The organism is Paenibacillus sp. MY03 (assembly GCF_002165585.1).
Classification (GTDB): domain Bacteria; phylum Bacillota; class Bacilli; order Paenibacillales; family Paenibacillaceae; genus Pristimantibacillus; species Pristimantibacillus agaridevorans.
The window spans coordinates 17,742-30,996 of the sequence record NZ_MXQD01000070.1; the positions used below are offsets into that span (position 1 = coordinate 17,742).

Here is a 13,255-nt window from a genome sequence, read left to right on the forward strand (position 1 = left end):
TGTCTCACACTCCCGTCCGGATGCGTTCCTGCCTTTGGCGTTCGTAGGTCCGTTCCTCTTCGGTCGCCGTGGAGCTGTCGAACGCTTCCTCGATTTCTTTATAAACCGGATGAATGCGGATCGCCGCCGTCCGGCCGTAAATGTCTTGGAACAGCGCCGTTCCCCGATCTAAACTGTTCAGGTATTCCGCATTGGCCGGAGTATCCGGCAGATTGAAGTAACGCAACATTTCCAGCGATTCATCGTATTTCTTGAGCGCAAACGAGAACTTCATCCCCATATTGGCTACGTCCTCATCATAGTCACTGGCGTTTTGCGTCCCTTTCATTAAAGTTGTGTTGTAATGCCGCCCCATACGCGTAATAAAGTCGAGTTGGGCCTTGCCTTCTGCGGATCGCTCTACCGTTTTCGCCTCATCCTGCACCACTATTTTATGAATGTGCCGATCCTGATTGAACATGTACTGCTTCGTAAAGGCCGCAATCGAAATCAAGATCGCTTCGGAAATCTTTTCAATCGGCCGGATTTTGCCCCGGTCCTTATCGTTTTTCGGGAGCTGCAAGTTTTGCACCATCAACACTTGCAGCGGCTTACTCACTTCCAGGACGCGATAACGCTGCCCCTTCTCGCCAAACAGCAGCCGCGAAATTTGCAGACGGCCTAACGTCTCCAGCGTCTCGATCAGCTCCATGCACGATTCGCGGCGGCGATCCGTCGTTTCTTGCGGCAACCGCGCTTTCAGATAATCCCGCAACCCGCCCAAGCAAGGATCGTCTTGTTCCCCTTCATGCTCGATGGCTTCGGAGAGCTGCGTAAAGCCAACATCCCCCAGGTGCTTGTCGCACAGGAACGAGAGAATGTCCATTGCAATATCTTTGGCCTCGGAAGTCGAAACGCTTGTCCGGAACGGATCAAGGCAACCCGCATCGCGCTCGTCGGCTCCTAGTGTCCACACCGATATAAATTCCGGAGGAATAAACGGCAACCCCTCGGCCCAACGTTTCCGGTCGCCTTTCGGGTCTACGATCAGCGCAAGCGATCCGCTCAAGACGGACAAGTATGCAAACAGGTTGATTAAGAACGATTTGCCTTTGCCGGTCATTCCGGCAATCATGACGGCTAATGAATCGACAACGTTCTGGACGCCTTCAAATGCCTTTGCGGCCAAGTCCGGCTTGATGAATACCGGCCGGTTGAGTTTAAGCGTTTGGCCGATATAAAATCCCCGGTTGTCTCCTATATTCGTCGTGGCCGCGAACATCATTCCCGCGAGCTTCGTCGGCTCAACATATTGCAAATAGTCAGCATTGTAGCGCGGGGAGGTTGGAATAAACTCCATAAAATACGAAATCATTTCCCCATATGGCGACAGCAAGTGCATGCCGAATTGGTTCATCTCGCGTTTCAATTCGTCTACCCGGACGCGCAGCTCGTCGGGGTCTTTAGCGGTCACTTTGAAAACGAACGAGCAGACATACGCCGGATAGCCTGTTTCTTGGAAGCGCGCCTCCATCTGAATTGCGCCGCTCTCCGACTTGGATACCTTCAGGTCAACTTCGCTGCCGCCCTTGGCCGCTTCGATCCGTTGATCCTCATAGGCCAAGCGCACATCGGAGAGCTGCTTAATAATTTGATCGTTGCGCATGAAGCTTGCTTTAATCGACACAGATACCGGGAAGCGTAGCCTGTTTTGCAAATGAAGCATCCATTCTGATCCCGGATGCAAGCTACGCGGGCTGATTTTATCGGCAACCAGGTATTGCACATAATTTTCTTCGATCTCTTCCCCAACCATCTTATAAAGCTTGAGCGTCTTTTGGTCGTATTCCTCGATTTCTGCATTTTGCAGCTCGTAGAACGCTTTGGAATTACCGCGCCGTGCCTCATGAACTCGGCCGCTATCCTCGATCCCGTTTACGTCCATACCGGTTTCATATCCCTTTCGCAGACGGGTATCGTTATGTGTGACGCTAAAGTTCTGTTCGATTAAAAAAACCGTTTCTTCCTTCGTCAGCGCCCGCACGAGCGACGACATCGATTGGCCGAGCGTTTCCCTTAAGCCATCGGCCTGCCGCCTCCATTGCTCAATATCCCGTTTGAGGATGTCGTTCGGTTCCAGGCCCACAGCTCGGTAAACTGGAGAAGTAAATCCGGCAACCAGGTCTTTCAGCGTCGTCACCGCTGCCAACCCCAAATTGCCGATTTTACGCATCTCATTCTTCCTCGGATCAAGCTGCACCCCAATATAGGAATGGTATTCATTTGTTTCTCGGGACGAACGCTGCGCGGCGAGCGTTCGTTTCAAACTTTGAAAATAACGAATCCCGTTCTCCTTTAGCGCATAGTCCTTGCGGCTAATCTCCTCTATCGTCTCGTCAATGATCCCGGAAACGTCCGTCAGTGACGGAATCATCAGGAAATGCAGGTCATGCACATTTTCGACGTAGAAAGAGAGCTGCCGATTGTACGGATGGATCTTCTGCATCGTGTCTCGAAAATCGTAGCCGAACCCTTCCACTTGATAATAGGCCCATACGCTGCCGTCCCTGCCAAACGCCAAATTGCCTTCAATATGACGCACCGGAAAGTCCGTAAATACCTTCATGCACATTCACCCGCCTTTCAATCGTCTACTGTAAAGTAGCCTCGAAATTGATAGCTCGGATTGGGCTTTTTCTTGGCGACGGGAAAGTCCTTGGCGGCCAATTGGCCGCCGAACCCGTATGACTTGGATTGCTCCAGCTCCTTGCCTTTGTAGTAGGTCACTCGTTTTCCTTTACGCCAGTGGTAAGCTGCAGCGCTTTTTAGAAATTTGATCGGAGGCCGATTTTCCGTCCCTACATCCATAAGCAGATACGTTGCTGCAAACGGTAAAGCAAACAGGATCGATTCCGGAAGCAGCCGCAAGGGGAAATTCAGAATCGGAATCCAATACCACACGAACTCAATTGCGGAAAACGACAACCAGTATAAAACGGCCTTAATTTTAATCTCTCGGCCAAACTTCAATCCTGCGAACTGATACAGCCTGCGTTCAAACTTCAAAAAATCGTTTAAGGCCCACAGCTCTTTTCGCTGTTGTTCCATCGCTGGCCCTCCTTCACTTTTTCAGACCGATCTTCTCGGTGAAAAACTCGGAAATGTTGCCAAGTATCGTCGGATTTTTGACGACCGCATACCCGATGATCAAAATGACAAATGTACCAATCGCCCCGATGAAATGTCGCCGGAACGCCAAGATAAGAACGAAAATAATCCCGGCGAACAATATGAGATACCCGCCTTGTTCCGAACCCCAATCCAACAAGCCTTTGAAATCCATAGCCGATCCCTCCTATTTTTCATCCATTTTGGTTACGATATATCGGCCTTCCTTTTCGGTTACGGTCAGCCGGTAGTTGCTCATAAAACGATCTTTGGAAACCGGGTCTTCGTAGGTTACGCTGCACAGCACGATATACGTTCGCGTAACCGGCGTTGACGTTGCCGCCGTTGCCCCAGTCACTTCCCCGGCCGCTGGGGACGCCTCTGTTCCGGCTTGCTGCGATCCGTTAGCTTCACCTTCCTTCGGAGCAGTACCGGCCGGTTTTGTCTGACTCTCGCCCGATTGATAAATCTCGGTCGAAGTGACACTGACAAAATGTAAGGCTCCGTTTAACCCGTTCTGATGCTCCGGATCGGACAACAAATAGCCTAGCTTGTCCTTCGGATCGGCGGCAAAGGAGCTAAAAAACGTATCCAGGAAATTCCGGATATTTTCTTTGACTTCATACGGTTCATCCGCAGCTCGCAACCCCTTGGCCCGATCATCTGCCTCCATCGTCGTTTGCCGATCAATGTACGTGAATTTCGGCAAGTCGTAGATGCCGTAATTTTGGTCGTAACCAACCGGCACAATGAAAAATTTGCTGACTTCTTTTGGCTCGTATTGAATCGTCTTCGTTGGAGGCTGCGCCGTGTTTTCCGGTGGTGGAGTTTGACCGGCTTGGGCCGTACCCCCATTTGCAGTATCCGTTCCGGACGGTGGCGACGCCGGGGGCTGCTCAACTTCTTTTGGCAGACCAAGCTTATAGAACACTTCCAAGGTCACATACGCCCGGTTCGGCCCCATTTCTTTAATGTGCTTGATTTCGGCCTTCAGGAAGGTCGAAGTTGTTTTCAGGCCGGAGGTTTGCAGGCCGGCTTGCGGATCAAGCCCTTTCGCCAGAAACGGAGTCAGCCGCTTTTTCCGGTCTTGAGTCGCCTCGTCGCCAGGCTTCCACGTAAAATACTCCTTGGCAAAATTTTCGGCATATTGGACGGCCGTTGTTGTCGTGGCCGGGTTTAGCGTCAGCTCGGCTCCTTCATTTCGCGTTTGGGCATCTGCCGGATCGTTCGGTTGAATGGCCGAGAAAAACACAACCAGGAACATAAAGGCAAAGGCGAGCCAAAATGCGGCAGCTCCAATTTTGCGCGTCATATAACCGCGCGGCCGGTAAGCTCGCCGCTTCTCGGGCTTTTCCTTACGCATCCAACTTTTGAATTGTCGAAGGATCGCTCCTTTTTCCCGCTGCGGCGCATCAGACGCCGCTTTCAGTTTGGCTAAACTTTTAGGCATACTGCTGCTCCTTTCTTGCAGGAATGCCCGTTGTATCCAGCGCATTTCGCACGTAAACGCGGGCTACATACGGCTCCCCGTTTTTCTCAATGGTCTTCCGTGCTAAAAATACCTCGCCGGTCGCCAGCGTCTTGATTTCGTCCGGATGCGCCCGGAACCGCTGCACGCTACGAACCGTCCCCATTTCCGATTCCATCCGAAGCTTGACGGCTGTTTTCTGGACTTGCTTTGTAATGTCGCCGTCCTCATAGGTGCCGAGCGTGGCGGCAAGTGTGGACGCATCCTCACTTTCGTTGACGCGACCGACGAAATACGTATTGCAGTTGTTGATGATCTGCCGCGTCAACACCGGATCAACGGCGTCGATGTCAGATAAGCCCTGCACCGATATAAGGCATTCAAACCCAGCCGACCGGCTCTTGTTGATCACGTCTACAACCTCATGAGAGACATAGGCCGAAAATTCGTCATAGACGGACATGATCGACTTTTTGCCTTCCTTCTGCCGGTAATCGACAAGCGTGTTCACTTCGGATATAACAAGCCGCCCGAGTGTCTTGATATAGTCCCGGTACTTGTTCCCGGATAACGAGAAAATCGCAACCTCGTCCCGATCCGTAATTTCTTTCAGGTCAATTCCTTCGCCGGTTTCCTCGAACAACGGGCCAAGATCGCTTTCCATCAGCTCCGCGAGTTGATTGCGCAAACTGGTAAGCGTCCCAAACGGAATACCCGTGCTTTCCTCTTCGTCGTCTATGCCAAAAAAGCGCTCACGGTAATATTCCACTCTGGCCCGCAGCGCCTCGTCCCAAACCAATCGACGCGCGGCCGCAGGTTCTTCCTGTTCTGTTTCTTCTTCCATACCGGTAAATAAAGCGCTTGCTTTGGCCGGTTGCACATGAACGGTATCGCGCGGCGGCTCCCCTTCTTCCTCCGATTCGGAAACAGGCTCCTCCTGCAACGGTTCTTCCGCCAATGGATCTCCTTCACGCACATATTCCGCTTCCGGCTCCATATCGAGAGCGACTGATACAGGCGCGGATTCTAACCCCTCAAATAATGAGGCAGCCGATTCAGGCACGTTCGTTGGCGTTACGGTTGGTTCCCCAACGGTCTGCCCTTGTAGCAAAGCATCGATTTCCTCTAATGACAAAGCTGTTTTCGGCTCTTGTTCATGCTCTTCCAAAATCGGCTTCGCATTCGGTACATCTTCAATCGCCGTCGCTTCTGCTGCTGTTACTTCGTGTTCATCTTCGTATGTGAAATTGGGTTCGTCGTGATGGGGGACGGCTTTTTCATTGCCTTCGTCAGTTACGAAAACTTCCGTTTTGGCCAATTCTAATTGCCGGTTCAACACAGCCGCAACCTTAGATGGATAGGTGAGGTCATACAAATTTTTCAGATCGATCGTCAAATCAAATTCTTTCATCATTTTGAGAACAAGCTGCAAAAAACGGGAGCAATTGAGCTTGTAGTACGGCTCGGACCATTCAAACAAATTCATAATTTTGTCCCGGAGCTGCGTCGCGGAACCATGCCGCAGAAAGTTAAAACTAATCTCGTCCACATCCGTAAACATATGGACGCGCTTGCCGTACCGTTCGCAAAGTTCCTTAAACTCCAACATCGATGCCCGTTCGCCCTTGCCGTCCATAAATACAACCGGCTTGTCCTGGCGTATAGCATTTTCAACCATCGTCCCGATAATGACGGTCTTCCCGCCTCCGGTCGTCGCTACCGCAAACACATGCTGGTTTGGCTCATGAGGCTCTAGCGCAACGCGCTCTTGAAACTCGTCGTAGCCGATAAAATTTTCCTTCGAGTTCGATTTCCGGAATTTGAGCTGCGCCTTCTGCACCAATTTAAACCGCTTGGCCCGGAAATACCGATAGCTTCCCGAAGAGCGTTTTTTCCGCAGCGCATCGTATTTCGTTTTCACAATTTTGCTTCGGTAATAGTCAATAAACGGGTGTGCTGCCCCTGCCAAAAGGTTGCCGAAAATGAAGGCGGACGCATAGCTAAAACCGGTTATCGGGAAAGTTTCGTTCCCATGTAAATACTGTTCAGCCGCTTCCGTAAGAATGGGTATGTTCAGAATCGACAAAAAGCCCAGGATCGACGCCCACTCGCCTGCGCCGTGTAGCACAAATAGACCGATGCAGCTCACCGGCATAATCGCGTATAATATCCAAGGTTTCTTTATTACGAACACAAACAGGCCATAAAGTACCGCCGCCGTAAGCACGGCTGGAAGCCCCACAATAAGCAGGACGAATGCCAGTACGGCTATGACGATATAGCCAACCGTTGTTGCACCTTCACTCTCCCGCTGTTGGGGAAGCAATAATTCCTCCTCGCTCCGACGAGCCATTGGTTCACTCTCCCACAACCTCCGCAGGCAGCGACCGTACTTGAATCTGCTGAAACACGTTTTTTCCGGATTGAGTTTGCGCCGGGCGTCCGACAGCTCGCCATTCCTGCGCCACATGCTCAATCGCTCGTTTGAGGGCATTACCTATCGTTTGGTTCGGGACAAAATACCACACATCGGTATACTTTCCTGCAACCAACTCGGCTGCATACCGATGCATCTTTTTTTGCAAACGGCCGTTCGATTTGGTATGCAATTCGGCCTCGACTGCAATCGTAAACCCCGGAAGCAGTAACACTACATCCGGCAACGTATCCCGAATTTTGTTCCATTTTTGAAGCATTTCCTGCTTGCCCTCGGTATCTTCCAGCAGCTCAAAACGGTATTCCCGCTCGGTTTTGTAATCAAAACCTTCAGCCTTCACCGACGCCTTCAGATGCAGGATAAGATCATTGATGATGAGGTCGTGTTCGGCCGTGTACAATGACGTATCGTTCGCAACCGTAACCGGATAGTCCAAATAATCCCTCGCCTCACGTTTCGGAAAGTACACATTCAGACGCAGCGTTAATTTCTTCTTCCACACAAGCCCCGCCGCTTCCAATTTCCGAAGTCGCCTGTATACGTTGTGTAGCGAAGTTTCTCCGGTGTAACGCAAAATTTGCTGAGACGTAACAATTCCCTGCTTTAACACAAAGCGTAAAATCTCAAGGTCTTTCTCCTTGAAATCCGAGTATTTCGTTAACATGAAACGACTCCCTCCAAGCTACCGTTTCTAGCGTCACACCACGCTCCCCGCTATCAGTATCAAGGCTCCGAAGCCCGCTCATATCCGTCCGTGTCGCCTCCTGGGAACCGTCTGCTCAAGGTACAACTAAACTTGCAACTAACTACGCAACAAAAATCGTCAGCGGAAGGCCGCGCTATTCTTCATTTGATCTCTCTTCAACATACATCCTGAACTCAGCCTGCAAACTTCCCCGATCAGCTCCCCACGGCATCAGTGATTAGGCATCCAAGCTTTGATCAAGGTATGCGCTAGCATACCAACCATCTTCCTTGAAACAGCTCACAAAGATTTTCATCCATGTACTTGCCCACAGGGTTGTTCTTCCTCGAACAACTTTCAAGGTTTTGACTTTGCTTCTCTGAATTACCCACAAAGATTTTGCTTTTGATCTTGATTTTGATCTTATCATTCGACTTTGAACTTAAATCCCTTTCTCCCCGAATCCCTCCTTCCTCACATATCCTGTATCCTCTCCTGCATTTAAAAAAGTCTCTCCCCTCTCCCAAAGTATCTGCGTTCTGGTACCGCTCGTTTTCCCGACCCCAGCCTCGGACGTTGTGAGGGTGGGGTCGGGAAATGCCTTCGAGCGGTACCAGAACGCCTGCACGCAGCCACAGCAAGGCTTTTCCCATCAGAAGAATAGCAACTAAAACCATACACCATGTACATTCTAGTTAACGCCTTAGTTATACACTCATGGTCTAGGAGAGTTAACAGAGAGGATATACGCGGAGTATATCACTACCGTACACGGGATGGAATAAAAATGGGGGAAAATGGATAATATCTCCTAGTCAAGTTAGGAGGAAAGAACCGACAGAAAACGGAAGTCCTAGACAAAATCAGCCTCCCGCGCCTCCGCTTGGGCTACGTCCCCCAACCCTAGAACCATAAAGTTACCAGAACAAAAAGAAAGAGAATCGATCAACCAGGCGGACCCGAAGACGGAACCAAGAAAGGAAGCCCCCCACAAAGACGATCCCCCGAAGAACGCCGCAGGACCCCACCCGCCACCCCAACTAGGGTAAGTGTATTGGAATCTGGTACATTTTTAACCGATGTTATAACTGGCACTTCTGAAGCCTGTTCGGTTGCCGGTTCGGGACTTGAAACCAGTCTTAACGTAGTTGCTGCTCCGCGCCCTTTACCATGTACCTCCACGGTAAGTCTGCCGGACTCCACCATCAGGGCGACAACTGCCTGATAAGTAGATAGCGACATGCCGAAATAAGACGCAAGCTTGCGCTGCGCATCCGTAATAGACCGATCCGGAAGCTGCTGCAAAACACGCTCCACATCTTCGGCCCACTCGCTATAATGACTCGTTTTTCGTTCTCCTCTTGGCTTGGCCGTCTCCCATACTTCATAAGAAAATGGTACGCCGGAAAGGTAGGTGATCCACTCCCCGGTAGGCCCGGCCGGAGCGTCTCCCTTGTAGGCGCTCTTAACTTTCCGTGATACAATACGTTGCGGCATTGGCTCGTCCAATCGCGTATTCCACTCCTGCAATTCTGCCTCGGCATCCTCCATACTATAGCCTTCTCGCTTGAAAGCCAGGGCAAGAGTATAACACGTATTATCCCGTTTCCCGACTTCTACGCCCGCTAGAAGCGTTTTCACGGCAGGATGGTCCAATAACCCCTTCTGGACAATAGAGCCGCGTTTAGCCTCTTGTATGGCGTCCTGGTTGATACTCTCCCAATCCAACAGCTCTGCGAACGATACGCGTTGCTCGGACGCATAAACAAGCGTATCCGGAGTTGGCAAACGGAACCAACGTTCGGCACCAATCGCCTGCCGATCCCCTCCGATGGCTGCTGCTATGGCCGTCTGGATGCGCCGGTAGGTCTGAATCGCGTTCGTGTATGCCTTACGCGGTGCATTGAGCAGAAAGTAAACATGATACCCCCCTGACGGAGTACGGACAATCATCGTTGGGCATGGCAAACCGGCGCTTGAGATACGTTCCAGGAGATCGGACATACAAAGCCCTGCATTGGGATTGTCCGCCCCCTTTACGTCCACATCAATGACAAGCGCATTTAAGTACCGGAGCGTCGCTTCCTCGCGTCGATCATTCCGGTAAAAAGTATTCGGCGTATAGTATGTATGTTGGCCACTCATGGCCAAGAGTGTTTGATAGGTTCGGCATGCTTTCATATTTCGGCAATCGGAACTGACAAATACCCATCCTAGCGTTTTCGCTCGGCCGGTTGCTTCCGTTGGGAAGCGTTTAGGCATCTCGGTGAGCTGATTACCAAATAGCAGCCGAAATGCCTCTTGCGTCCCGACAGCGGCCGGGCGCACAGCAATTGCAGGCAGCATAAAAAAACTCCCTCGTTTCGCGCCACGCCTCAAAAAGGCAATAGGAAAGAGAGAGTAGGTTCTTCACTTTTTTTCGCAGATAGAGTATAATATCCCTATAAAATGCGTATAAAAGTAGAAGCTCTCACTCTTGGGGCACTTTTTGAATGCCGGTCGGCAAACTAGTCATTCAAAAAGTGTGAGGTGTGGGCTTTTATTTTTTTATGTAATTTTGAACATTTCCAGTAATTCTCTGAATCTATCCCTACTATACGACACGATATTTAATTTTGGCAAATTACGCCGTTTTCAATTTTCCGTAGTAAAACGGATGTTTTGAATCTCATTTCCGTAGTAAAACGGATGATTTCAATTCAATTTCCGTAGTAAAACGGATGTTTTGGCCTTTTTCGCCCGTATTCGACAAAGTGTTTTCATCAAAATCACGATTTTTTATTTTTTTTTGCTCATTTTCCGTAGTAAAACGGATGTTTTGATTTTTTTTCCGTAGTAAAACGGATGATTTGCTGATTTTCCGTAGTTAAACGGATGTTTTGCCGCTCCTGCCCCAAAAAAATTTTCTCGCCCAGGCTTCCGCGCCTCTCATTTTCCCTCCTTCAACATATCTTTCCGACCAGCTAGCGCTTCCACCATAAGAGAAACGCCGAGCTGAAAGCCGTACTCAAACGATGCAGCCAGGTCCATTTCTCCGGCTTGAGCGCGAAGGTTCAGCAAATTCTCCAACTCCTTATACTCCGATTCGTCCAATCGCTTCCGCCAAACGCCCATCGCTTCCGTAATCTGCCGGTTGACGGGCCGGTATGCCGTCTCTTTCGATACGATCTGCTCAATCGGACATAGCTCTCCGTTATACAGCTTCCGCAACAAGGTTTTCATCATGTTTCCCATCCCTTCCCTTCGCACTGTACGGAAACTTTATGCGAAAACCGCATAAAAGTCAATATGCGGTTTTCGCATAGCTTACTATGAGCTTGGGTGATGGAAATGTACGCAAGAATTAAAGAGCTGCGAGAAGATAACGACTGGACACAGCAATATGTAGCCAAGGTTCTTAAGGTCAATCAGACCACGTATTCTCGATACGAAACGGGAGAACTGGATTTACCGTCCGCTTCAATAATCAAATTGGCCGACTTGTACCAGACCAGTACGGACTATCTTCTCGGCCGCACAGATCAGAAAAAGCCGTATCCTTCCAAGAAGGCAAATACATGACCTAAACAAAAAGCCGCGCATTCCTGATAAGGAAGCGTGGCTTTTTATTTAGGTATTATTCGCTTTTTTGTCGTAGCTCGCCCCCGGCCAAGTCAGATCGGGTCGAGCTGCAGGAGGCATTCAACCTTCAAGTCCGAACATTCAATTGCTGCTTATGGATCGATCGTTCGATTTCGTTATGCATTAAAGAGATCCAATTGAACCGGCTCGTTCAGTTCCCGGACCGAACGGACCGGAGCGTTTAAGAACACCGGATTTTTCGTCACGGTCAAAAAGCGTCCCAACAGCCCTTGTTTCTTTCCGGTAAATTCAAAGTGGTCGATGAAGCCTACAGTTTGCAATTCCTCGCAAGCCTGTTTGATGCGCTCCACGATTTTATAAACCGGCATAATCGGTTCGCGATCATCATCCAGAAAGTGAAAATGTCCGGCTAACGTTGACAGCTCTAGCGTCACAGCCGGTTCATCCGGGTAGGAGGATACGAGCCAATATAACCCCTGCGCCAGATAGGATTTCAGATCGTTCATGAGAATGAGCGATACATCAAACAGGTTCCCTTCTCTGTTCGCCTCGACCAACCATTCCGGAAGCTTGATTTCAAACTTGTACTGATAATGGCTTGGTGTTCCCACTTTACGCCGGAATACAATTTGGTCAATCAAGCGCGTCAAGGCGATCTCCTCGTATTCGGCGTTCTTGGAGCGCTGATACTGGGTAAGCGTCACTTCAATGTTCCACAAGCGCGTAAGGGCTTCCTGAACGCGCTTGTAATTGGCTGCACCATCCGTCAAGCCCAATTCGGCCAAGATATCTGCATATTTTAACTCAATTGTGGCTTGTCCGTTTACGTTTTTCTTAAACCAAAGAGATTGAATGGCCCCCATCACGCGGGCCTCATATGTCGTTAGCACATCCCCAGTTGTTTGCTTGATATATACATTTCGGACACCATGAACAGTTGTCGGGGCTTGTCCGTTCGCCCCGTTCGGATTGGCCGAGAATAGGGCGTGTTGGGCAATATTCGTATTAAATGGGACTACTTCGCGTAAATAATCTACCGATTTGACGCGGAGCGCCCGTTCGAGAATATCATTTTTCGCCTTTAACAGTAACCGGTCGTTTCCGCCTTCCAACTGCTGTGACTTTAACGTTTCCCCCAATTGATTCGCATACATAAAAAGGGCTTTGACGGATACGCGCTGTACAAGTGCCGCGCTTAGTTGTTCGATCATTTCTTGATGAATACTCGCAGCTTTCAAGGGGTCGGCATGGCGTTGAGTCTTTCCGATAAACTCATGGGCCATTTCATTGAGCTGCATATCGACTTCGCGTAGGGCGTCCATCTCCATGATGTCACCGCCCTCCGGAGTTCTCAATGTTATTCAGCTCTTTCTCAAGTACGTAATTGATAAAGCGCATCTTAAAGCCCTTTTTCTGCCCTGCTGCAAGCTTGTTGAAGCGTTCAAGCAAATCATTGCGGATTAAATACGTGTCACGTGTATGGGTATCCTCAACACGCGGCGGTTTTCTTTCTTCGGCGTAAATGCTTAAAAAACTTTCATACTTTGATTGTTCAGATTCACTATTCAGTTTTACTGCTTCATTCGATTGTTCAGATTCACTGTTCAATTTTACTGCTTCATTCGATTGTTCAGATTCACTATTCAGTTTTACTGCTTCGTTCGATTGATCAGATTCACTGTTCAGTTTTACCGCTTCATCCGATTGTTCAGATTTACTGTTCAGTTTTACTGCTTCATCCGATTGTTCAGATTCACTGTTCAGTTTTACTGCTTCGTTTGATTGTTCAGATTTACTATTCAGTTTTACTGCTTCGTTTGATTGTTCAGATTCACTATTCAGTTTTACTGCTTCGTTTAATTGTTGAATTTTATTATTCTGTTTTACTTCACTGTTTCTATGTTCTGTTCCATTTAACTGTTCAGTTATTTTTGAG

The 13,255-nt window shown here is 49.4% G+C and carries 11 protein-coding genes; 1 reads left to right on the top strand and 10 read right to left on the bottom strand.

Going from position 1 to position 13,255, the window contains the following annotated elements; all coding sequences use genetic code 11:
• Positions 1-4 precede the first annotated feature (4 nt).
• From B1748_RS33565 to B1748_RS33600, 8 genes are all read right to left on the bottom strand, one after another.
• Positions 5-2,605 carry an ATP-binding protein gene (locus B1748_RS33565; protein ID WP_087572331.1) on the bottom strand — a complete coding sequence of 867 codons (2,601 nt, stop codon included), beginning with the start codon at positions 2,603-2,605 and terminating at the stop codon, positions 5-7.
• Positions 2,606-2,622: 17 nt separating this feature from the next.
• Complete coding sequence (locus B1748_RS33570) at positions 2,623-3,087, bottom strand: hypothetical protein (protein WP_087572332.1); 465 nt, start codon at positions 3,085-3,087, stop codon at positions 2,623-2,625.
• A gap of 13 nt (positions 3,088-3,100) precedes the next feature.
• A complete protein-coding gene (locus B1748_RS33575) occupies positions 3,101-3,322 on the bottom strand; it encodes a hypothetical protein (protein WP_087572333.1) in 222 nt (73 codons plus the stop codon).
• 12 nt (positions 3,323-3,334) lie between these two features.
• Entirely contained in the window at positions 3,335-4,597 is a 1,263-nt protein-coding gene (locus B1748_RS33580) for a conjugal transfer protein (RefSeq protein WP_179215964.1), read from the bottom strand.
• Positions 4,590-6,968: a TraM recognition domain-containing protein gene (locus B1748_RS33585; protein WP_179215965.1), complete on the bottom strand. Its 2,379-nt coding sequence runs from the start codon at positions 6,966-6,968 to the stop codon at positions 4,590-4,592. Before B1748_RS33585 ends, B1748_RS33580 begins: the two co-directional genes overlap by 8 nt.
• Before the next feature lie 4 nt (positions 6,969-6,972).
• Entirely contained in the window at positions 6,973-7,716 is a 744-nt protein-coding gene (locus tag B1748_RS37105) for a hypothetical protein (protein WP_172963879.1), read from the bottom strand.
• A gap of 966 nt (positions 7,717-8,682) precedes the next feature.
• Positions 8,683-10,083, bottom strand: a complete 1,401-nt coding sequence (locus B1748_RS33595; protein WP_087572337.1) for a primase C-terminal domain-containing protein — start codon at positions 10,081-10,083, stop codon at positions 8,683-8,685.
• A gap of 582 nt (positions 10,084-10,665) precedes the next feature.
• Complete coding sequence (locus B1748_RS33600) at positions 10,666-10,962, bottom strand: DUF6809 family protein (RefSeq protein ID WP_087572338.1); 297 nt, start codon at positions 10,960-10,962, stop codon at positions 10,666-10,668.
• Positions 10,963-11,067: 105 nt separating this feature from the next.
• Here B1748_RS33600 and B1748_RS33605 point away from each other — a divergent pair, with 105 nt between their 5' ends.
• Positions 11,068-11,298: a helix-turn-helix domain-containing protein gene (locus B1748_RS33605; protein ID WP_087572341.1), complete on the top strand. Its 231-nt coding sequence runs from the start codon at positions 11,068-11,070 to the stop codon at positions 11,296-11,298.
• 176 nt (positions 11,299-11,474) lie between these two features.
• On the opposite strand, the gene B1748_RS33610 is transcribed toward B1748_RS33605, so the two are convergent.
• Positions 11,475-12,647, bottom strand: coding sequence for a replication initiator protein A (locus tag B1748_RS33610; protein ID WP_256976105.1), 1,173 nt, complete (start codon positions 12,645-12,647; stop codon positions 11,475-11,477).
• A 4-nt stretch (positions 12,648-12,651) separates the two neighbouring features.
• On the bottom strand, positions 12,652-13,255 hold a 604-nt coding region (locus B1748_RS37110), incomplete at its 5' end, for a hypothetical protein (protein ID WP_087572339.1).

Bases quoted from the DNA above. Each gene is read 5' to 3' on its own strand.
- B1748_RS33565 (WP_087572331.1), bottom strand. From the start codon at position 2,605: ATGAAGGTATTTACGGACTTTCCGGTGCGTCATATTGAAGGCAATTTG.
- B1748_RS33600 (WP_087572338.1), bottom strand. From the start codon at position 10,962: ATGATGAAAACCTTGTTGCGGAAGCTGTATAACGGAGAGCTATGTCCG.
- B1748_RS33610 (WP_256976105.1), bottom strand. From the start codon at position 12,647: ATGGAGATGGACGCCCTACGCGAAGTCGATATGCAGCTCAATGAAATG.
- B1748_RS37105 (WP_172963879.1), bottom strand. From the start codon at position 7,716: ATGTTAACGAAATACTCGGATTTCAAGGAGAAAGACCTTGAGATTTTA.
- B1748_RS33575 (WP_087572333.1), bottom strand. From the start codon at position 3,322: ATGGATTTCAAAGGCTTGTTGGATTGGGGTTCGGAACAAGGCGGGTAT.
- B1748_RS33580 (WP_179215964.1), bottom strand. From the start codon at position 4,597: ATGCCTAAAAGTTTAGCCAAACTGAAAGCGGCGTCTGATGCGCCGCAG.
- B1748_RS33595 (WP_087572337.1), bottom strand. From the start codon at position 10,083: ATGCTGCCTGCAATTGCTGTGCGCCCGGCCGCTGTCGGGACGCAAGAG.
- B1748_RS33585 (WP_179215965.1), bottom strand. From the start codon at position 6,968: ATGGCTCGTCGGAGCGAGGAGGAATTATTGCTTCCCCAACAGCGGGAG.
- B1748_RS33570 (WP_087572332.1), bottom strand. From the start codon at position 3,087: ATGGAACAACAGCGAAAAGAGCTGTGGGCCTTAAACGATTTTTTGAAG.
- B1748_RS33605 (WP_087572341.1), top strand. From the start codon at position 11,068: ATGTACGCAAGAATTAAAGAGCTGCGAGAAGATAACGACTGGACACAG.